This is a genomic window from Thalassospira profundimaris (assembly GCF_003326795.1).
Lineage (GTDB): Bacteria > Pseudomonadota > Alphaproteobacteria > Rhodospirillales > Thalassospiraceae > Thalassospira > Thalassospira profundimaris_C.
Window position 1 is genome coordinate 47,250 of record NZ_JPWI01000012.1, and the last position, 20,196, is coordinate 67,445.

A 20,196-nucleotide genomic window follows, 5' to 3' on the forward strand; every position below is an offset into this window, starting at 1 on the left:
GTCAGGTCAGAACGCGTGGGCAAGCAGAGGCGCACAGCATCTGAACCATGGACCGTTTTCATCGGTTTGGTAAAAAGTTTTTCCCGATTCCCCTTGTGAAACCGGTGTTAGTTGACCTATATAGGGCCTGTCGGGGCAACCCGACTACGGCGCTAAACTGCGTGACAGAATAGGCTTTACGGACCCGGGGGCGGTACCCGGCGGCTCCACCAAATTTACGGTTGCCCGACTCAGGCAATCTTCGTGGGGCCGAAACAGGATCGACGTGAGCAGTAAAAGTCAATGTGGGCGCTCGGCATGGTACCACCGCATCGGGCCAATGTTTGTAAATGCAAACGACAACAATGCTCCGGTTGCTGTTGCTGCGTAAGCGGTACTAGCACCAAAGCGAAATTCCGGTTGCCGGGAGCGGTAATTTGGTGGGGGACGGGGCACCTAGCAACAGAACGCCCCACTCTTGTATTTATTCCCCGCTTCGTTATGAATAGAGTCCATAAAGGCACACCAAGATGTAATTGGTGGGCAAAGATGCTATATGACAATGACGGGGTTTGCCGGGACGTGCCGGTATCCCGCCAGATACAGGATTACTGATGCAGAAACCGGAAGAATTCCGTTACGATCTTATGGTCGACCAGGCGCTGCGCGGCGTAGTGAAAGATATTCTTGCGCGTGTGGCGGAAGAAGGCCTTTTCGGCGAGCATCACTATTACATCACCTTCCAGACCAATCATCCCGGCGTTGCATTGCCTGAAAACCAGCGCAAGGCGCACCCGGACAACATCACGGTTGTCCTGCAGCACCGATTCTGGGATCTGAAATCGGAAGATGATCACTTTTCGGTCGGCATGAGCTTTGATGGCATGCCCACAACGGTGGTCGTGCCCTTTGATGCGATGCTGGCCTTTGTCGATCCGTCTGCCAACTTCATGCTGACCTTCAGCGTCGAAGAAGAAATGGATGACGAAGATTTCGACTATGACGAAGATGACGATCTGGATGCGGACCTGATGGATGACGAGGAACCGGCACCGACACTGGTTGCCGAACCGTCAAAATCCCGTAAGAAATCCAAACCGGATGCGGGTGAAACCGGCGAAGTCATCGCCCTGGATGCCTTCCGCAAGAAATAACGCAGGCTGCGTTTAGGCGCACCGCCCATGCATGAATTACAGGCCCGACATCAATGTGTCGGGCCTGTTTTTTGTTTGGGTTCAGGCAAGTGCCAGATAGGCCGAAAGGGTTGCGACCGAAAGGATTGTCGTAATCAGAATCATCCGCCCGGTCAGAACGCTTTCGCGGTCATAAAATTCGGCAAGCATAAAGGGACCGGTGCCGGTCGGAAGGGCGGCAAGCAGGATCGCCAGATGGGCCTGTGGTCCGGGCAAGCCCAGAACGGGCACGGCCATCACCCAGGTCAGTGCCGGTTGAGCAATCAGCTTGAGGAACACGAAAATCCCCGTGGTGCTCCATTTTTCGTGTTTCTGACTGGCCGTGCGATCAGCCAGAAACAGTCCAAGGGCGATCAGCGCACAAGGGGCAGCTGCGCCACCGACAAGTTTCAGATAGACATCAACCGGCTCTGGCAATTCCAACGGCGAGAACATGACAATCGTGCCAAGGGTCGGTGCAATCAGCAGCGGGTTTTTAATCAGTGCCTTTAGCGTCTTGATGACAATATGAAACCGGTTTGCTTCCTGTTGCAGGCCGAACTCGATCAGGATGATGGCAATCGCAAACAGCACACAGGCCGTCAGGATCGTCGCGATCAGGGTGGCCGCCAGACCGCTTTCACCAATCAGGGCAAGCACAAGCGGGAAGCCGAGAAAACCGGCATTGGCGTAACTGGTTGTCAGCCCGTCAATCACCGCATCGACCAGATGATGGCCACTGGCCATACGCATCACGATGGTCAGGATGAAAACAACGCCGCACCCGAACCCGAAGGCCAGAATGAAGTCAGGTTGCCAGATTTCATGTGGCTCGGCCTTGGCCATGATGTCAAACAACAGGGCCGGAAGGGCGAAATAAACAACAAGCCGGTTGATTTCACGCGTCGCAGTCGGGCCAAGTGCGCCGCTTTTGCGCGCAACCCATCCTGTGAGGATCAGCGCGAAAATCGGCAGGATAATCAAAATCTGGGACAGCATCATTGATCCTGAGAAGTGAGGTGCCGGACCATCGGGTGGGCAAGCGTGTCCCTTGATGCACTGTCTGTTTGGTGAATGTCCACTGCAAATCAATCATAAGGGTAGTCCGACGTGGTTCGTGCCGAGATGGGTGGGGCAAAGGGGCGTTCAGATATCGGCAGAACTGCGTAAATCGGGACAAAAAAAGCATGAAGGGGCAAAGAACATGGAAATTTCTGTGCCGAGGCGCTATGTTCCGCGTCAATTATTGAGAAAAACAATCCCACCTTGTTTTTGAGAGAGACGAGAGCCTTCCATGAGTGATTTTGTCTATAAACCCATGTTCGAACAGGGGAAGGACACCACCCCGTATCGCAAGATCGGTGATGAGGGTGTTTCCACCGTTGACGTCAATGGCGAGACCTATTTGAAGGTCGAACCCGAAGCGATTGAACAGCTGACCCTTCAGGCATTCTTTGATTGTTCGCACCTGTTGCGTCCGGGGCACCTTGAACAGCTTCGCAAGATCCTTGATGACGAAGAAGCGACCCCCAACGACAAGTTCGTGGCGATGGATCTTTTGAAAAACGCATCCATCGCATCGGGCGGTGTGTTGCCGATGTGTCAGGATACCGGAACGGCAATCGTCATGGGCAAACGTGGTGGCAAGGTCATCACCGATGGTTCAGATGAAGAAGCGCTGTCCAAAGGCATCTGGCAGGCCTATCAGAAGCATAACCTTCGATTCTCGCAGGTTTCCCCGATCAATATGTTCGAAGAAAAGAACACCGGTTCGAACCTTCCTGCTCAGATTGATCTGTATGCGACCAAGGGCGATGAATACAAATTCATGTTCATGGCAAAGGGTGGCGGGTCTGCCAACAAAACCTTCCTGTTCCAGCAGACCAAGGCACTTCTGAACCCGGAAAGCCTGCGCAAGTTTCTTGATGAGAAAATCCGTACCCTTGGCACTTCGGCTTGCCCGCCCTATCACCTTGCCATCGTCATTGGTGGTACGTCGGCGGAAGCCTGCCTCAAGACCGTGAAAATGGCGTCTGCGCGTTATTACGACAACCTTCCGACCGAAGGTGGCGATCATGGTCAGGCCTATCGCGACCTTGAATGGGAACAGAAGGTTCTTGAGATGACCCGCGAAATGGGCATCGGCGCACAGTTCGGCGGCAAGTATTTCTGCCATGATGTACGTGTGATCCGTCTGCCGCGTCATGGTGCAAGCTGCCCGGTTGGTCTTGGGGTTTCGTGCTCTGCCGACCGTCAGATTCTTGGCAAGATCACCAAGGACGGTATCTTCATCGAGGATCTCGAACATGATCCGGCGAAATACCTTCCGCAAGTGACCGACGAGCATCTTGAAGACGAAGTGGTCAAGGTTGACCTGAACCGTCCGATGGATGAAATCCGCAAACAGCTGTCGCAATATGCGGTGAAAACCCGTCTGTCGCTGACCGGTACGGTGATTGTGGCCCGTGACATCGCGCACGCCAAAATCAAGGAACGCCTTGATGCCGGCGAAGAGATGCCCGAATACCTGAAAAACCATCCGGTCTATTATGCAGGCCCGGCCAAGACCCCGGAAGGTATGCCTTCAGGTTCGTTCGGCCCGACCACAGCAGGCCGTATGGATGCCTATGTCGAGCAGTTCCAGGCCGCTGGCGGTTCGTTCGTGATGCTGGCAAAGGGCAACCGTTCGAAGGCCGTCAAGGATGCTTGTAACAAGTATGGCGGTTTCTATCTTGGTTCCATCGGTGGCCCGGCTGCACGTCTGGCACAGGATTGCATCAAGAAGGTCGAAGTTCACGAATATCCGGAACTTGGCATGGAAGCCGTTTGGAAGATCGAAGTTGAAGACTTCCCGGCCTTTATCGTCATTGATGATAAGGGCAATGATTTCTTTGCCGAATTCGGCATCTGATTTCAGTCTGATCGTACTGAAAGAATACAAACGGCGCAGGGAAAACCTTGCGCCGTTTTTCTATTGTGCCGCAACGCATGGCTGACCTCCGGTCAAAGGGGTTGCCCGCTGGCAGTGAAAATGGTCTGATTCCGGCAAAATCAACCCTTTGTCGGATAACTTGTTATGTCTGAAACTTCCGCGCTTCGTGCCACCAGCGCGACGGAAAGCCGACTTGTCGGTGTGACATCTGCCCTTGCTACGGTCTTCATCTGGGCCGGTTGGCTGATTGCAACCCGCTATGCCATGACATCGAACTTTACGGCGGTGGATATCGGTCTTTTGCGCTTTGTGGTGCCGTTTGTGTTGCTTGCCCCGATCTGGCTTAAAAAAGGCATCTGGCCCAAGGGGCTTTCGATTGCCAACGGACTTTTGATGCTGATTGGATCCGGGGCGTTTTATACCCTGATGGTTGCCAGTGCCCTTCAATTTGTTCCAGCCAGCCATGTTGGCATTCTGTTGCCCGGCGTGATGGCTGTCTGGGCGGTCTTGATAGCTGTCGTGATGTTTGGCGAACGTCCGGGCAAGGTGCGTCTGGGCGGATATGCCGCGGTGATTGTCGGTGTGCTGTCACTGGTTGCGCTCAAACCGGCCGGTGCGATCAGCAGTGAGATGTTGCTTGGCTACGGCCTTGTTTCGGCCGGGGCGTTTATGTGGGCGTGTTACACCCATGCCATGCGCCAAAGCGGCCTTGGCGCGCTTGAAGCGGCGGCTTTTGTCGGGTTCTGGTCCTTTGTGATCATGGCGGTTATTGCGCTGTTTACCGGGACAACGCTTGCTGATGCGCCGGTGGGTGATGTCATGATGCTTCTGACCGCACAGGGGCTTTTGGCCGGGTGTGTTGCCGTCATTACCTATGGTCTTGCCGTGCGTCATATCGGCTCGACCGGTGCGTCGGCCTTTGGCGCAATGACCCCGGCACTGACCGCACTTGGCGGTGTGGTGCTGCTGGGTGAGCAGGGCAACCTTGCGCTGGTTCTTGCCGTGGTTCTTGTGATCCTTGGCGTGATGGTCGCGTCCGGTGTGTTTCGCAAGATGAAGATCTGACCACTGGGTCCGGGCAGTTTCACAATGGAAATCAATGTGACGAAGTCCTGAAGCCGGTAAATTGTATTGCACACGCGAAATGTTCTTTTCGCGTGTGCAATATTACGCTAATGTAACAGCAGCTAAAGGCAACGGCGCCTTGGCATTTCCAAAATCGGCAGGCAACGAGGCTTGCGCAACCTGTTCGGGGCCCTTTGGGGATCACGGACCGTTTCAGCCTCGGAGTTATCAGATGTTTGCCGGTTTCATTCGTTCCGTATCCCCCGAAAATGATCGTGATTTCCAGCGTGTGCCAAATGGTACGGCACTGGTTGATATTTTGCGTCTGTTGCGCAGGGTAAGTTCTGTCGCTGATGAAGCCTCCGCACGCAATGAAGCCATTGCCGACATTCTGCGTGCCGTTTGTGAATATTGTAACTGGCCGGTCGGGCATGCCTATGTGCGGAACGGAGATCAGTTGTCGTCTGCGGGAATCTGGTCGGTTAGCGCGTCGATTTCCGCGTCAGATATCGCGGACTTTCGCGCTCAGTCCGAACAGACTGTTTTCGCACTGGGACAGGGATTGATTGGGTCTGTTGCGGCAAACGGTGATGCTGTCTGTATTCCGGACGTGACACAAAAGGACGGTTTTCTTCGCGCATCGTCTGCGGCACGCAACGGGTTGCGCGGTTGCTTCGCCTTGCCGGTCAAGCTGGCTGGCCGGACGGAAGGTGTGATTGAATTCTTTAGCCCCGATGTTGCGCAACTTGATGACGAGATTCTCGAACTACTGGGTTTCGTCGGCGGACAGGTTGCCCGTATTTTTGAACGCGAACAGGTTCTTAAATCACGGGAACAACTGGCTTCTGACTTCGAAAGCCAGGTTCAGGGGACGGTTGGGATGCTGGGGGCTGCGGTCAGCCAGATGCGCAGTGCGCTTGATATTCTGGGCGATAGTTCGGATCGAACCCGCGTATGCAGTCAGGGAATTGACCAGGCTGCCGAGCGGGCACTTTCGCGCATTGAAAATGTCGCCCAACAGATGGAGACCCTGAAAGATCAGCTGGTTCTGGTTGGAGCTGATGCCGCTGATACCGTCAGGACCACCCATGAAATCGGACGGCAGGCCCGTGATATGCGCGATACGTTTGCGTCCCTTAAGGAACGTGCTGCTGATGCTGAAAAGATGTTGGCATCAATCTCGGCGATTGCAGCACAGACAAAGATGCTGGGACTGAATGCCTCGATCGAGGCAGCACGTGTTGGCGAAGCGGGCAAAGGCTTTGCAATTGTCGCCAAGGAGGTCAAGGCACTCGCCGGGCAATCGGCCAGCGCGACGGACGAAATTTCGCGCTGGATGAGTGCGATGCTTGACGCAATTGCCAAGGCCGGTGGCGATATAGATCAGATCGCAGTGGCCATGGATGATCTTGAGGCGCGCTCTGAAACCACAGCATCGCAAACCGAACAGCAGGCTGGCATCTGTATCTCGGTTGCATCAGATGCCAGTGTTGCAGTCGGTGAGGCACGCTCTGTCGGAGACAGCGTTGTTGAAATCACCAATGCGATCAAACACACCGATACGGTTTCATCCGAATTGGGGGATGCCGCCAGAAACCTTGAAACACAGGGGGCCGAGCTCAGCGCCCGGGTTGAAGGTTTTGTCGGCAAAATTCTTGCGCTTTAGGCGAGCTAGATAATTTCGCCATCCGGCTTGCTCAGATGTGCTGTGCGCCTTGCCACCAGGCGTGCCAAGGGTGGCCCAAAAGCCAGAACCATAAAGAACCGGGTTGCCTGCAAGACCAGAATGAAGGACAGGTCTACATTGGTGCTGGCCGCAATGATGGCAACGGAGTCAAGGCCGCCCGGGCTTGTGGCCAGATAGGCGGTCAGTGGATCGACATCCATGAAGATAACCAAAAGGGCCGAAATCCCGGCACAAAAGCCGATCAGCATCACGATCGATAACAGAACCTTGGGAAAGGCGTGCGCTGCGTGGCGCAAAACCGATGGCGTGAATTTAAGCCCGATGACCCAGCCGATCATTGCATAGGTCAGGCCCAGAAACCATTCGGGCAATACCACATCAAGATAACCGCTGACATGGAGGATCATCGTAAGGATGATCGGCACCAGAAGCGGGCCCGACGGCAAACGAGATTTCGCACCAAGCACACAGCAAACAGTAGCAAGCACCAGCGTCATGGCAAAACCTGTCGCATCAAGGGGCGGAAACCATTGATGGGCTTCTGCGGCTGCGGCGGCGACCGCCGGGTCGACCCAGAAATTGGCGACACTTGAGGCCACGGCCACGACGATCACCACACGCACATATTGCATGAAGGCAACCAAACGGGCATCTGCCCCGAAGGCCTCGGCCATGATGACCATTGCCGAGGCCGCACCGGGCGATGATCCCCAGATGCCTGCTGTTCCGGGTAAAACCTGTTTGACGCAAAGGATCCAGCCCAAAAAGCTGCTGGCAAGAAGGGTCATGGTTGTTACCCCAATGATCAGCGGCCAGTCCTGCACAAAGGAAGTCAGGATGCCAATCGTCATTGATCCACCGATCATGACCCCGAGCACCGATTGCGCGCCAAGATAAAGCGACTTGGGCGGGGTGATAGTTGCGCCATTGGTGCCCATCAGAATGCCGATCATCATCGGACCAACCAGAAGGGCCGCGGGTACATGCCATTGATGCAGAACGACGGAAACTGCCAGGGATACGGCTATCATCAATAGCCATTGAACCGGTTTTGGCAGCCGTCCTATACGTTCTCTGGGCGGGGCGGCTGGTGTTTCAGGGCGTTCTGAGGACACGATTATGGCCTTTGCATTGTGAAGGACAAATCATCGCGGGTGGCGCGACGCGGCACGGTTCGACAATTGGGGCGTGTCGAGGGGGCGGGTTTGGCAATTATAACCTTATAATCATTTGAGAATAGAGTCTTTGCGCGGTGAATATCGCGGGCCAGTCGGTCAGACCATGATTGCGCTTGGACAGGGCGTGCCCGTTGCGTATGACTTAAAGCTATTGTTCGATTTATCAAAGGGATCATCAATGAGCACCGATCCGATCAGCTTTCTGTTTGATGGCGACGCGAATGCCAAGCTGACCATCGTGCTGGCGCATGGGGCCGGGGCACCGATGGACAGTCCGTTCATGAATGAAATGGCGGTGGCACTGACCAAAGGCGGTTTGCGGGTTGCGCGGTTTGAGTTTCCCTATATGGCCAAGCGCAGGCTGGATGGCAAAAAGCGCGGGCCGGATCGGGCGCCGGTTTTGATCCCGTTTCTGGGCGAGGTCGTTTCACAGCTTGGCGGGCCGGAAATGCTGATCCTTGGGGGTAAATCCATGGGCGGGCGGATGGCCAGCATGGTCGCCGATGATCTTGGTGTGGCGGGGCTTGTATGCCTTGGATATCCGTTCCATCCGCCGGGAAAACCTGACAACCTGCGCACCGAGCATTTGGCAAAACTTGTGACACCGACCCTGATTTGTCATGGCACGCGCGACCCGTTCGGCTCGCCTGACGAGGTGGCGGGCTATGAGCTTTCAGATGCTATCAGGCTGCATTGGGTCGAAGATGGCGAACATGATTTCAAGCCGCGCAAAAGTTCCGGGCGAACCCAAAGCCAGAATATTTCCGATGCGGCCAGCGCAATATCGGACTTTGCCATAACGCTGATCTGATGAAAACAGCCCGCCAGATGGCGGGCTGTCGCTTTCATGCAGGGGTGATTGGGTTTGATATCCGGCGCGAGGAGGTCAGGCGATAACAGCCTGTGCATCATCAAGGAAATGCTGGGCATATTCCGGGGCAATCTGACCGGTTTGGCTTGCGACATCGATGCGCACGCCATTCGGGTCAAGCAGGGCAAAATGGCGCTGTCCCCACGGTTCATCACGGACTTCAAGGGCGAAGTCGAAACCGGCATCGCGTAATTCGTCTGCCGCCAGCCCGGCATCCTCAACCTCAAGGCAAAGAACGCTGCCTTCGCCAAGGGTGGCGGCGTGGAAAATGGCGGGCTGGGTTTCGTGACCCGGTTTCATCAAGCCAAGCTGGACGGATGGGAAATCTGCCCAGACAAGCTGGCAATACCAGTCACCATCAAAGACGGGGGTAAAGCCGAGCTTCTTATAGAAGGCGCGGCTTTGAGTGAATTTGTCGGTGATGATGATTGGATAGGAATTGGTGACTTTCATTGTCTTTCTCCTGACATTGGCGTTTGGGTCCTGTCCCGATTTCGCAATAATTACACATCCCTCCTGACAGGAGCCTGTCAGGAGCGGTATGATAATTTTCAGGGCAGGATGACGAAGGAGTGATCATGAGAAGGGCCGACAGACTATTTCGCCTTGTCCAAATCTTGCGCCGCCGGAAACTGTGCCGGGCATGTGACTTGGCCGAGGAACTGGAAGTTTCCGAACGTACCATTTACCGCGATATCCGCGACCTTGCTGCGTCAGGTGTTCCTGTCGAGGGCGAGGCGGGCGTTGGTTACATCCTGCGTGATGGATATGACCTGCCACCCCTGATGTTTGATGCCGACGAGATCGAGGCACTGGTCGTGGCCGCACGCATGGTACAAAGCTGGACCGATCCGCAAATGGCACGGGCCGCTGGCGATGCGCTGACCAAGATCGAGGCCGTCTTGCCCGAGAAAATGCGCGGGTTGATTGGCGGTGTGCCGATTGCGGTGGCGGAAATTGCGCAGGAACCAATCGCGATTTCGATGCCAGACCTCAGACGTGCCATTCGGGAACGTAACCTGATTGATATCGACTATACCGATGCCAAGGGCGATGAAACCAGACGACGTGTCTGGCCTTTGGGAATGCTGTTTTTCGGTAGCACATGGTTGCTGGCGTGCTGGTGCGAGTTGCGCGAGGCCTTTCGGGTTTTCCGTGCCGATCGTATTCGCGGTATGGAAATTTCCACCAACAAATACCGACCCGTGCCGGGGCGTTCATTGCGGGACTATCTGATTTCCGAGGGCGTCGAGGGGGAGATACTCAATGGCATCGGTCGATAACGAGTTTGTTCTGACCTTCGCGGAACTTCTGTCCCCGCTGGGAAACATTCGGGCGAAGCGGATGTTTGGCGGCTTCGGGCTTTATTGCAACGGCTTGTTCTTTGCGATCATTTTCGATGATGTGGCCTATTTCAAAGGCGATGCGCAAACCAGCGAAACCTATGAAGCCATGGGAATGGAGCCGTTTCTTGTGCCGTCGGGACGCGCGCACCTGTCCTATTTCGAAGTGCCGGGCGAATGGTTCGATGCCACCGATCAACTCATGAAGTTTGCCCATATGGCTCTCGGCGCTGCACACAGGGCAGAGGCAGCAAAAGGTGCCAAGACCCGCAACAGGAACCCCGTCAGGCAAAAACAAAAAACCACGGAATAGAAAGGCTGCGCGAATTTTCCAATTCTGTGCCGGGGCCGGATGTGTCATCGCCAATATGCGTTGAAATTTGTGCGTTTGCAGCGCATGGGCAGATCAGGGTATGTTGTCTAATATAAATTGTGTGTAGTATTTCGCTATGACAATGAATGTATTGGGTTCCTGATTCGTGGCAGTCGGCAAGTTCTGGCAACATGTTGCCGATATCTTCAAGATCCAAACTGAAAAACCGGAGCTGATCCGTGCGCAGGTCCAGGCATTGTCACGCCAAATTCCTGTACTTTACATGCTGTTGCTCGCCAATGCGGTGGCACTGGCTTATACGCATTATGGTGATGCACCGGACTGGCTGACGGTCTACGCAGTGATCGTTCTGGGGACTGTGTGCATCGCCCGCGCAATAGCCTGGAGCCGGGCAAGAGTCGACATTGATGATATCAGTGTATGTCTGGGTCATTTGCGCCGGATAAGGGTGCTTGCTGCGACGGTTTCGGTTCTGTTTACCGCTTGGGCGATTACAATGTTCGATTATGGCGATGCCTATCAACAGGGGCATGTCGCCTATTTCATCTCGATCACGGTTGTTGGTTGTATCTTCTGTCTGGTGAACTTTCCGCCTGCTGCAATGCTTGTCGTGGTGATTGTGCTTGGCACCTTTGTGATGTTCTTCGGATTGAGCGGCAACGAGGTCTATGTCGCGATCGCGGTCAATATGGCGCTGGTTTCGGTGATGATCATCCAGATCATTCGAAGCTTCTATGCCAATTTTGCCGGACTCATTGATACCCAGCTTGATCTTGAAGAACAGCATCAGACAACAATCGAGCTTTCCCGCCAAAACGAAGCTCTTGCCCTGATTGATCCGTTGACCGGTCTTTCAAACCGACGGGCGTTTTTCACTCATCTTGATGAAATGGTCAAAAGGTCGGAGCCAGAGAAGACATTTGCTGTTGCGATGATCGATCTCGACGGGTTCAAGCCGGTCAATGACGTCCATGGACATCCGGCCGGGGACGAGCTTTTGATGCAGGCCGGTGAAAGATTGCGGCGGATACTTGGTGAGGATACGCTTCTTGCCAGACTGGGCGGGGACGAGTTTGGTGCCGTTTTGACCAAACAGGGGGATGCAATCGAGCTGATCGAGCTTGGTCATCATCTTTGTAAGGCACTTAATCAGCCTTTTACGCTGAGTACGATTACAGTTCAGGTCTCTGCATCCTTGGGTTTTGCGACTTACCCCAATGTTGCACGCAGTTCGAATGGATTGTTCGAGCGCGCCGATTTCGCCCTGTATCACGCCAAGAAGAACTGCCCGGGTGAACCGGTGTTATTTGCGGCCCATCATGAAACATTGATCCGGCATGATTCCCAGATTGAGCAGGCTTTGCGCAAAGCCGACCTTTCAAAAGAACTTACCCTTCATTATCAACCGGTCTTTGATGTGAAGTCGGGTAACGTTGTTTCGGTCGAAGCACTGGCACGTTGGGACAGTGTCCTGATGGGACGGGTGTCGCCGGGGACATTTTTCCCGGTGGCAGAGAAAACCGGTCAGGTGAACCTTCTGACCAGAGTTCTGTTTGAAAAACTTTTGGCCGATATGATGCACTGGCCGAATTCGGTTGCGGTATCTTTTAACCTGTCAGCTCGTGACATTGTTTTGTCTGACACGGTTGAATGGCTGATCGAACAGATCAGAAACCGCAAACTTGACCCGGCCAGACTGACATTTGAAGTCACCGAAACGGCCTTTCTGCGTGATTTTGCCGCTGCACGGACCAGCATTAGATATTTGCGTGAACATGGTGCGCGTATTGCCCTTGATGATTTTGGGATCGGCTATTCCAGTTTGCGTTACGTCCATGAGCTGGAATTTGATGTGCTTAAGGTTGATCGCAGCTTTATCACGCCGCTTCCCGGCAATGAACGCAGCCGCCGGATTGTCAAAACCGTGATCGACATGTGTGCAAATCTTGGGATCGATTGTGTCCTTGAAGGTATCGAAACCGAACATCAACGCGACGAGATCACCGTACTTGGTGGCTGTTTGATGCAGGGTTATTTCTTTGCCAGGCCCGCGCCCGAACCATACCTGATGCCTTTATCTGACAGCCTTAAATCCTGACGGCGCCGATACCGGGCATTTATAAAGATGCCAAACGACTTTTGAGACGACCCGGTTAATCTTCCCGCAACCAGATGGCGTTAATCTGTTTCACGCGGGATCTCAAATTTCAGTCAAAACTGACTGCCGATCCCGATTTTTGGCGGGAACGGGGCATCTGGCAATGTCGTCGCAGACACAGGTTTCGCAGTCACAGCATATCGCATTTGTAGGCGAGATTGATCTTGCGCCGGAAATTCGTGCGCGATTACGTGACCTGATTGATGGTCTGCCAAGTCAGCCAGCCCGGCTTCGGGTTCTTGGGCATGTATTGCTTGACCTCGGTCTGGGGGATTTGGCCCTGAATGCGTTTGGGCGGGCTTTGCTGCTTGATGATCTTGACGCATCTACACATCTGGGCCTGACGCGGGTTTATCTTCAAACCGGTCGCCGGGAAACCGGACTGGAACATCTTGAAATTGCGATCAGCCTGCGACCCGATGCGCGAGAATTGCGGGTTCTTGCCGCCGATCTTCTCGGGTGCCGTGACAAGATGCGGGCACTTGATCAATTGGGGGCGGTTCTTGCAGCGGAACCTGATCATGCCGGTGCGCGCAAGGGACTGGCAAATCTGGTGCGGACCGTGATTGCCGGGCGTCTGCAATCCAAACGTGACATCGTGATCCGTGAACGTCCCGAGCCAACAGTTGATCGCACCCAGTTTGTCTGGGGTGAGGCTGAACCGTTTGGCGATCTGATCCAGTCAAGCGTCGGACGGGCGCGCTATCATTCCTGAAGACCGGTTCGACCTGGCTAGATTGCGCAGGGGATCGGTGTTGATTGCAGGGACACAATCGTAAAATCATCTGAAAGTTTGGCCGGGGCGCGATCCATGAACTGATCGGCAATCTGGGCTGCCAGATCAATTTCCTTGCGGTTTTCGATGATGGTTTCACGCAGCATTGTAAGCAACTTGTCCTCGCTAAGGAACTGCCCATCATCAAGTGTGGTTTCAATCAGCGCATCGCTATAAAGCAGCAGGAAGCTGGCGGCCGTAAAGCTGACTTCTCGCGTTTCATAGCGTGCATCACGAATGACACCCAGTGGAACACCCGACCCGTCAAGATAGCGCGCTTGCCCTGTGAGGCTGTTGCCAAGGATCGGTGACGTACAGGCAGCACTGGCATAGGTGAACTTGCCCCGAACCCGGTCAATGACCCCGTATAGCATGGTGGCATATTGCCCGACGGGCAAAAGGCCCTTGAGATGGCGGTTAAGGTTTTCAAGATAGTCACCGGGTTCACGGTCGCGAAGCTGATCGGACCAGATCAGGGAGTGCAGACGGAAAGTGTTCAATGCTGCACCCAGGCCATGACCGGCAAAGTCAACAATGTAAACACCGAGCCGATGTTCATCAATTGGCACCAGTCCCCACATGTCACCGCCCAGCTCGGATGACATCTGGAAGGTGGCGCTGATCCGTAATCCGTAATCAAGTCCGGTGCCGCGATAGTTTTCAGGCGCCGGGTTGAGGTTTTCCTGCATGTCGCGGGCAAGGGTCAGTTCGGACCGGGTTCTTTCCTGATATGCCTGAAGCTGTTTGACCAGCAGGCGGTTTTCAAGGTGAATGCGGGTACGTGCAATCAGTTCCGCCTTGTTGAGCGGTTTAAGGATCAGGTCGGTCGCGCCATCATCGAAAATCCGTGTGCGGCCCTCATTTTCCTCAAGCGCTGTCTGGGCGATGATCGGGGTTTCGGCAAAATCCGGATTGGCACGCAGCGCCTTGCAGACACCATAACCATCGAGTTTCGGCATGATGATGTCGAGAATGATCAGATCGGGATTGTGTTTCCGGACCTGTGCGATGGCATCCTCACCGTCCTTGGCAAATGCAAGGTTGGTAAAGCCTTCTGCACGCAGGTAGGACGCGATGATTTCGCGTGACAGCAATGTGTCATCGGCAATCAGAATGATCGCGTTCTGAGGATTGCGAATATCGACATCGGTTTCGTGAACCGGCTGGCTTGTCAGTCGGGCATTTGTAGGCGTCGATGAGGACGGGAATTCAGTGCCTTCCTGATCAAATTCAAGTTCTATGCTTCGTCCGTCACGGGAGAAATTCACCGCATGGCAAAGGCTTCTGATTAATGGTAGTCCTCGTCCGAAGGTCGTTTTGCGCCCTGCCACATTGGTTGGGCAGGAGTCGGCAGGTGGTGTGAAGCCATTTCCCTGATCGTTGATTGAAATAACGATATGGCCGTTTTTACGCTTGCGTGCGGTCAGCAGTATGGCCCGTCCGCCATGTTTGCCAGATGCAAGGCGACGTTTGGTTTCTTCCCCCAGTTCGGTAAAGCTGTCCATCGACAGATGGCCGCTGGTGTCGAGTTCCAGATTGCCGTGAACAAGAGAGTTGGCAAAGGCTTCCTGCACAGCCATCTCGACTGTCGGGGCGATCTTTTCGCCAATGAGTTCCCGATGGCGTAGTGCGGTTACAAATTTCCGGGCGACGGGCAGGTAATAGGCGCTTCGCGTCGACAGGCATATGGACAGGGTGTTCTTGTTGCCACCCTGTTGCTTGATCAAAGGGGCAATATCGGCAAGATCTATCTCGCGGGAACATTCGACAAAGACGTCGCAATTCAGTCTGGTCAGTGCGCCAAGCCATTCGCGGCTGGCGTCAGGGGGGACCAGACAGGCAGAGAAATGATTGCTGTGGGAAAAATCCTCAGGTGTCTGACCAAATGTATATCTGACAGAGCGGTTTTCGGGCATTTCCCAAATAGCACCGCTGGCGATAAACGCATCCACATCATCAAGGGCAAGCGATTGGGCAACGGCGATGGACGGGTTCATGCGGCTTTCTCTGCCAGCGGTCATGGATTAGTTCTCAAGCTTGAACAAGGTATCAAACCGGGCGACTTCAAGCATGCGTTTGACCTGTCCCTGTGCGCCACGAATGATGACTGTGGTATTGGTCTTTTCGCCTTCGTCTCGGGCGAGAAGCAACATCCCCAGGCCAGCCGAATCAATGAATTCCACCGCAGCGACATCCAGAACATAGGTGCTTGATCCGTGGGTCCGGATTTCTTCAATCAGTTTGCGAAAACTGGAATGGTCACCAAATGTAAAGCGTCCACCAAGTTCGACTGTCGTGGTCCCATTGGCGCATTCTGTCTTGTAGTTCAAAATTGATACTCCTGGCAGCGGGTAACGTCGTAAAAACTATACCTTTTTTAACCTAAGTCTGATTGTGTATGCTTTAGGATGCCACTGCAAGAATGTTAGACGTTGTGACGGGCACGGCGCTATCAGTATGCTGGGCTATAGTGGCTATATCGGGACATGAACCAGAAAATGCCAGAGCAGGCACGCATTGTAATTGTTGAGGATACATTATCGCTTGCGCGGGTGTATCAGGACTACCTGCGTGCGGATGGTCATCTGGTTGATCATGTCGTGACGGGCGCAGATGCCATAGAACGTATGAACCAAAATCCGCCTGATGCCATGGTTCTTGACCTTGTTTTGCCCGATATGGACGGTCGCGAGGTGTTGCGCGCCGCCGCACAGATTAGTCCTGATTGCAAAGTTGTGGTGATTACGGCCCACGGGTCGGTCAATGTCGCGGTCGAGGCCATGCGTGAAGGAGCCTGGGATTTTCTGCTTAAACCGTTCACAGCAGATAAATTGCGCGAAACCGTGACCAAGGCACTGGCTGGAATGCCATCAATTTCCAACAGCCCGAACACAGATTTGGTCGAAACAGAAACCGACAAGATGTATTTCGACATCATTGGCGGTTCGGAAAACATGCGCGACATCTATCGCATTATCGAAAATGCCGCGCCAAGCCGAGCGACCGTCTTTATCACCGGAGAGTCCGGGACGGGCAAGGAGCTGGCAGCCGAAGCCATTCACCGCCGATCCGAACGTGCAAAGGCGCCGTTCATTCCTCTTAACTGTGGTGCCATTCCCAAAGACCTTATGGAAAGCGAGATTTTCGGTCACGTCAAAGGGGCGTTTACCGGTGCCGTTTCTGATCGCGAGGGTGCGGCCCATCGGGCCGAGGGTGGAACGCTGTTTCTTGATGAAATCTGCGAGATGGATCTGGATCTTCAGACCAAACTTCTGCGTTTCATTCAGACCGGAACATTCCAGAAGGTTGGTGGCAGTTCGCTTGAAACCGTGGACGTCCGGTTTGTGTGCGCAACCAACCGTGACCCGCTTGAAGAAGTGCGCACCGGACGGTTCCGCGAAGACCTTTACTACCGTCTGCATGTGATCCCGCTTCATATGCCGCCCTTGCGTGATCGCGATAACGATATCCTGCAGATCGCCAATTTTTATCTGCAACGCTATACCCGCGAAGAAGGGCGTGATTTCGAAAAGTTCAGCCCCGAAGTCTCGGCCCTGTTTGCACGCTATACCTGGCCGGGGAATATCCGCCAGCTTCAGAACATCATCCGTAACATCGTTGTTCTCAATAACGGGACGGAAGTTACCCTTTCGATGGTGCCGCGCCCGGTTAATAGCGGTACCGAGGATGACCATTTCGGATCCGCGACGATCGAGGCCCCGCCACCCCATCCTGTGGTCTCGCGCGAAACAGGCGGGACTGGCCGGTTGTGGGAAGGCGACCCCGAGGCATTGGCCTTTCTGGCCGGTGCGCGCCAGATGCGAAAGGTTGTCGAAAACCATCAGACGGGAAAAAACAGCCAACTTGTCGGTGTTGGCACGGCATCGGGTGACCGTACCGGCATGGCCCCCCGTGGGCTAAGCGACAATGGACTGGGATATTCTGAAATCCGGCCGCTTTGGCAGGTCGAAAAGCAGGCGATTGAAGAGGCGATTGAACGGTGTGGCGGATCAATCCCGCGGGCAGCCGATGCACTTGGCGTCAGTCCGTCAACGATCTATCGCAAAAAGCAATCATGGGAAGATAACGGCCTGTAAAAGTGGCTATGCGTGATCCCGGCTTTTCCAGTCATCAAGTGCGCTGACAAGACGCTGCCATTCCGGCTCGGTGCCGGGAAAGCCAAAGCGGACCTTGTTGTGATCATGATCAAACAGACGTACCAGAATGCCATATCGGGCAAGATGGTCGGCAAGTTTTGCGCAATCCGCACCATCGTAATAGCGAAACAGATCGGTCGCCCCGGAAAGGGTCAAGGTCGAATTTGCGCCGATCAGATCATCCAGTCGCACAGCGTCGCTTGCCAATCGGGACCGGGTTTGGTTCTGCCAGGTTTGATCCCCGAAGGCGCGCCTGGCAATTTCAATGGTCGGGCCCGGAATGGCCCACGGCCCGATCCGTTCGGACAAACCAGCGGCAAGGTCGGGTGCCATAACAACGCATCCCAACCGGACCCCGGCCAACCCGAAAAACTTGCCAAATGAACGCAGGACAAGCGTGTTGGGCAAGTCACCAATCATCGGACAGATCGATTGGTCCGGCTGACAATCCATGAAAGCTTCATCAACGATCAGAAAGCTTCGCGCCTGCTTGGCAAGTTCGGAGAGCGCCGCGATTTCAGACGGGGGCAGGATGCCGCCATCCGGATTGTTGGGGTTAACAATGATTACAATGGTGCCGGGGGCCGCAGATCGCAGGATTTCCTTGGTCGCATCAAAACGGTCACCGGATGCCGTTTCATGGGGGGCGCAGTCATGCCCGGCCCGTGTCCAGCACCGGGCATGTTCGCCATAGGTTGGCCCCATGATGTGAACCTTTGATATGTCGATCCGGTCCCTGATCCAGAAAGGGATGGTTTGAATAAGCGCCTGTGTGCCCGGTGCACAGACCATGTAATCCGGTGCAGGGACACCATAATAATCGCAAGCTGCACGTTTCAAGCGATCAAGCTCGGACGCTAATGGCAAACGTTGCCAATGGGCGGTGGCAATATCGGTGACGGGATAGCCCACCGGATTGATCCCGGTTGACAGATCAAGCCAGTCTTCAGCGGGGATGCCGTATTTCCGTGAAGCGGCATCTATCGCCCCGCCATGATTGATCGGAGCTTGTGGCTGATGCGGGGTGTTGCTCGATACCATTGATGTGCCAAACCTGATTTTTAAGGCGCAAAGTCTTAATTCCGGGACGTTTTGCCATGATCGAACGGGACTTGCCAATGCGATCCGTGCTGCGTATCGTCCGGCCATCTTCAATACCGGACATTTGTCGATGATCACACCGAAAAACGCCATTCTGCCCGTATCCTGGCAGCAGCTTAATCCGCAGTTATCGATTTCGGAAGCAACCGATGCCCTTGCAAAGATCGAGGAAATTGGAGCGGGGAATGGCGGATTTGATGGTGGTGCACTTTCGGACCGTTTTTGGGACGAGGGGTATTTCCTGATTGAAGATGTTCTTCCCACCGATGTACTCGCCAAGCTGCGTCAGGGGATCGAAACCCTTGTGGCCAATGACCTGTCACCGGCGATGATTTACCTTTATGACGAGGCATGGCAGGTTTTTCAGCGTCTTCGACCGTTGCTTAGTCACTTCCTTGGTGACCGGATCGCGTTGCTTCCGCATTTTTGGGCATGGCATGTCAATCCGGCAGATGGCGGGCGGGGCTGGCCGCCCCATCGCGACTATCAGGGCGAAAGTGCGATTGGTGATGACATGTTGATCAGCCTGTCGCTATGGGTGCCGCTGAGCAACGCGACGCCTTATAACGGGTGCATGTATGTCTTGCCGCGTTCTTTTGAAAGGCGTTATGAGACGCCGGTCGCCAAGCCGGAAGATGTTGTCTTACAGGATGTCAGGGCACTTCCGGCGGGGCCGGGTGCGGTGATGGGCTGGCGACAGGATTTATATCACTGGGGAAGCCGGGCGAGCATACATGCGACCGAACCCCGGATCAGCCTGTCTCTTGAATTCCAGAACGCGGCATTTGATCCACTTGCCGAGGAACTTTTAAGCCTTGAACAGCCCCCGGCATTTGAAAAACGTCTGGTTCTGATTGCCAGCCAGTTCGAAAAATACCGGCACATGCAGGACATTGATGTAAAGACGGTGGATTGGGCCAATGCTGTTCTGGAGCTTTGTTCTGGCAACAGTGTCGGTTAATATTCCAAAGATTGCTGGTGGAGCAAAGAAGCGCTGCGGTTGCTGTGTGTTTCTGGTGCCCGATAAAAAAAGAGGCAGGTATGGATTTGATCGATAAGGACCGGTTTGCAGAGATTTGTTCCGCAGTAGGCAAGGAGCAATTTGCAATGCTGGTTGGTCTGTTACCTGCTTCCTACCAGGAAGAACGCAGCCGACTGATCGAGGCTGCAAATAACAGTGATGCCGAAACATTGTATCGGGCAGCCCACACCATAAAGGGTATGGCGGCCAATATGGCGGCCCTTAAACTGGCGGATGCGGCACGTGATCTGGAAAAATATGACGGGACATACGGGGATGGGCTTCATGCCCGCATTGCCGAACTCGACAAGCTGGTGGAAGACAGCGTTGCGGCCATGATGGCGGAATTAAGCTGATCGGTTCTTTTGGCCGGGTGCCAGAAAGCAAGGACAACCAGAACTGGTTGTCCTTGTGATATTCAAG

General features: G+C 54.4%; 18 protein-coding genes and 1 other RNA gene. 13 read left to right on the forward strand and 6 right to left on the reverse strand.

Translation table 11 applies throughout. The annotated features are described in order from the left end of the window. Nucleotides 1–89: 89 nt before the first annotated feature. Nucleotides 90–456, forward strand: a transfer-messenger RNA (tmRNA) gene (gene ssrA / locus TH30_RS16795). A 137-nt stretch (nt 457–593) separates the two neighbouring features. Continuing rightward, nucleotides 594–1,133: an SspB family protein gene (locus TH30_RS16800; protein WP_114099257.1), complete on the forward strand. Its 540-nt coding sequence runs from the start codon at nt 594–596 to the stop codon at nt 1,131–1,133. Nucleotides 1,134–1,214: 81 nt separating this feature from the next. On the opposite strand, the gene TH30_RS16805 is transcribed toward TH30_RS16800, so the two are convergent. Next, nucleotides 1,215–2,150, reverse strand: coding sequence for an AEC family transporter (locus TH30_RS16805; RefSeq protein ID WP_114099354.1), 936 nt, complete (start codon nt 2,148–2,150; stop codon nt 1,215–1,217). 295 nt (nt 2,151–2,445) lie between these two features. Between TH30_RS16805 and TH30_RS16810 the strand changes: the two genes are divergently transcribed. The 3 genes from TH30_RS16810 to TH30_RS16820 all read left to right on the forward strand — a co-directional run bounded on the left by TH30_RS16810 (nt 2,446) and on the right by TH30_RS16820 (nt 6,814). Then, the gene (locus tag TH30_RS16810) at nt 2,446–4,062 is read left to right on the forward strand and encodes a fumarate hydratase (protein WP_114099258.1); all 1,617 of its coding nucleotides are present in this window, start codon (nt 2,446–2,448) and stop codon (nt 4,060–4,062) included. A gap of 165 nt (nt 4,063–4,227) precedes the next feature. Continuing rightward, the gene (locus TH30_RS16815; RefSeq protein WP_114099259.1) at nt 4,228–5,148 is read left to right on the forward strand and encodes a DMT family transporter; all 921 of its coding nucleotides are present in this window, start codon (nt 4,228–4,230) and stop codon (nt 5,146–5,148) included. Nucleotides 5,149–5,380: 232 nt separating this feature from the next. Then, nucleotides 5,381–6,814: a methyl-accepting chemotaxis protein gene (locus TH30_RS16820; RefSeq protein ID WP_181850355.1), complete on the forward strand. Its 1,434-nt coding sequence runs from the start codon at nt 5,381–5,383 to the stop codon at nt 6,812–6,814. A 5-nt stretch (nt 6,815–6,819) separates the two neighbouring features. Here the strand turns inward: TH30_RS16820 and TH30_RS16825 are convergent, their stop codons facing one another. Next, nucleotides 6,820–7,866: an AbrB family transcriptional regulator gene (locus tag TH30_RS16825; protein ID WP_181850357.1), complete on the reverse strand. Its 1,047-nt coding sequence runs from the start codon at nt 7,864–7,866 to the stop codon at nt 6,820–6,822. A 325-nt stretch (nt 7,867–8,191) separates the two neighbouring features. Here TH30_RS16825 and TH30_RS16830 point away from each other — a divergent pair, with 325 nt between their 5' ends. Further along, nucleotides 8,192–8,824 carry an alpha/beta family hydrolase gene (locus TH30_RS16830; protein ID WP_114099355.1) on the forward strand — a complete coding sequence of 211 codons (633 nt, stop codon included), beginning with the start codon at nt 8,192–8,194 and terminating at the stop codon, nt 8,822–8,824. A 75-nt stretch (nt 8,825–8,899) separates the two neighbouring features. Here TH30_RS16830 and TH30_RS16835 read toward each other — a convergent pair whose 3' ends face one another. Beyond that, nucleotides 8,900–9,337: a VOC family protein gene (locus TH30_RS16835; RefSeq protein WP_114099262.1), complete on the reverse strand. Its 438-nt coding sequence runs from the start codon at nt 9,335–9,337 to the stop codon at nt 8,900–8,902. A 125-nt stretch (nt 9,338–9,462) separates the two neighbouring features. Here TH30_RS16835 and TH30_RS16840 point away from each other — a divergent pair, with 125 nt between their 5' ends. The 4 genes from TH30_RS16840 to TH30_RS16855 all read left to right on the forward strand — a co-directional run bounded on the left by TH30_RS16840 (nt 9,463) and on the right by TH30_RS16855 (nt 13,434). Beyond that, nucleotides 9,463–10,167 (forward strand): helix-turn-helix transcriptional regulator, encoded by a 705-nt coding sequence (locus TH30_RS16840; RefSeq protein WP_114099263.1) that lies wholly within the window; start codon nt 9,463–9,465, stop codon nt 10,165–10,167. Beyond that, nucleotides 10,151–10,540 carry a TfoX/Sxy family protein gene (locus tag TH30_RS16845; RefSeq protein WP_114099264.1) on the forward strand — a complete coding sequence of 130 codons (390 nt, stop codon included), beginning with the start codon at nt 10,151–10,153 and terminating at the stop codon, nt 10,538–10,540. The genes TH30_RS16840 and TH30_RS16845 overlap by 17 nt, the downstream gene beginning before the upstream one ends. Nucleotides 10,541–10,706: 166 nt before the next feature. Next, nucleotides 10,707–12,659 carry a putative bifunctional diguanylate cyclase/phosphodiesterase gene (locus TH30_RS16850; protein ID WP_114099265.1) on the forward strand — a complete coding sequence of 651 codons (1,953 nt, stop codon included), beginning with the start codon at nt 10,707–10,709 and terminating at the stop codon, nt 12,657–12,659. 163 nt (nt 12,660–12,822) lie between these two features. Beyond that, nucleotides 12,823–13,434 (forward strand): hypothetical protein, encoded by a 612-nt coding sequence (locus TH30_RS16855; RefSeq protein ID WP_114099266.1) that lies wholly within the window; start codon nt 12,823–12,825, stop codon nt 13,432–13,434. A gap of 17 nt (nt 13,435–13,451) precedes the next feature. Here TH30_RS16855 and TH30_RS16860 read toward each other — a convergent pair whose 3' ends face one another. After that, complete coding sequence (locus TH30_RS16860) at nt 13,452–15,515, reverse strand: SpoIIE family protein phosphatase (RefSeq protein WP_114099267.1); 2,064 nt, start codon at nt 15,513–15,515, stop codon at nt 13,452–13,454. A gap of 3 nt (nt 15,516–15,518) precedes the next feature. Beyond that, nucleotides 15,519–15,824: an STAS domain-containing protein gene (locus TH30_RS16865; RefSeq protein ID WP_114099268.1), complete on the reverse strand. Its 306-nt coding sequence runs from the start codon at nt 15,822–15,824 to the stop codon at nt 15,519–15,521. A gap of 168 nt (nt 15,825–15,992) precedes the next feature. On the opposite strand from TH30_RS16865, the gene TH30_RS16870 reads away from it, so the two are divergent. Beyond that, the gene (locus TH30_RS16870; protein ID WP_114099356.1) at nt 15,993–17,591 is read left to right on the forward strand and encodes a sigma-54-dependent transcriptional regulator; all 1,599 of its coding nucleotides are present in this window, start codon (nt 15,993–15,995) and stop codon (nt 17,589–17,591) included. A gap of 6 nt (nt 17,592–17,597) precedes the next feature. Here TH30_RS16870 and cobD read toward each other — a convergent pair whose 3' ends face one another. Next, nucleotides 17,598–18,692 carry a threonine-phosphate decarboxylase CobD gene (cobD, locus tag TH30_RS16875; protein ID WP_258548766.1) on the reverse strand — a complete coding sequence of 365 codons (1,095 nt, stop codon included), beginning with the start codon at nt 18,690–18,692 and terminating at the stop codon, nt 17,598–17,600. On the opposite strand from cobD, the gene TH30_RS16880 reads away from it, so the two are divergent. Beyond that, nucleotides 18,679–19,713: a phytanoyl-CoA dioxygenase family protein gene (locus TH30_RS16880; RefSeq protein ID WP_258548767.1), complete on the forward strand. Its 1,035-nt coding sequence runs from the start codon at nt 18,679–18,681 to the stop codon at nt 19,711–19,713. The two genes, cobD and TH30_RS16880, sit on opposite strands and share 14 nt — an antisense overlap. A gap of 80 nt (nt 19,714–19,793) precedes the next feature. Then, nucleotides 19,794–20,129, forward strand: coding sequence for an Hpt domain-containing protein (locus TH30_RS16885; RefSeq protein WP_114099270.1), 336 nt, complete (start codon nt 19,794–19,796; stop codon nt 20,127–20,129). Nucleotides 20,130–20,196: the final 67 nt, after the last annotated feature.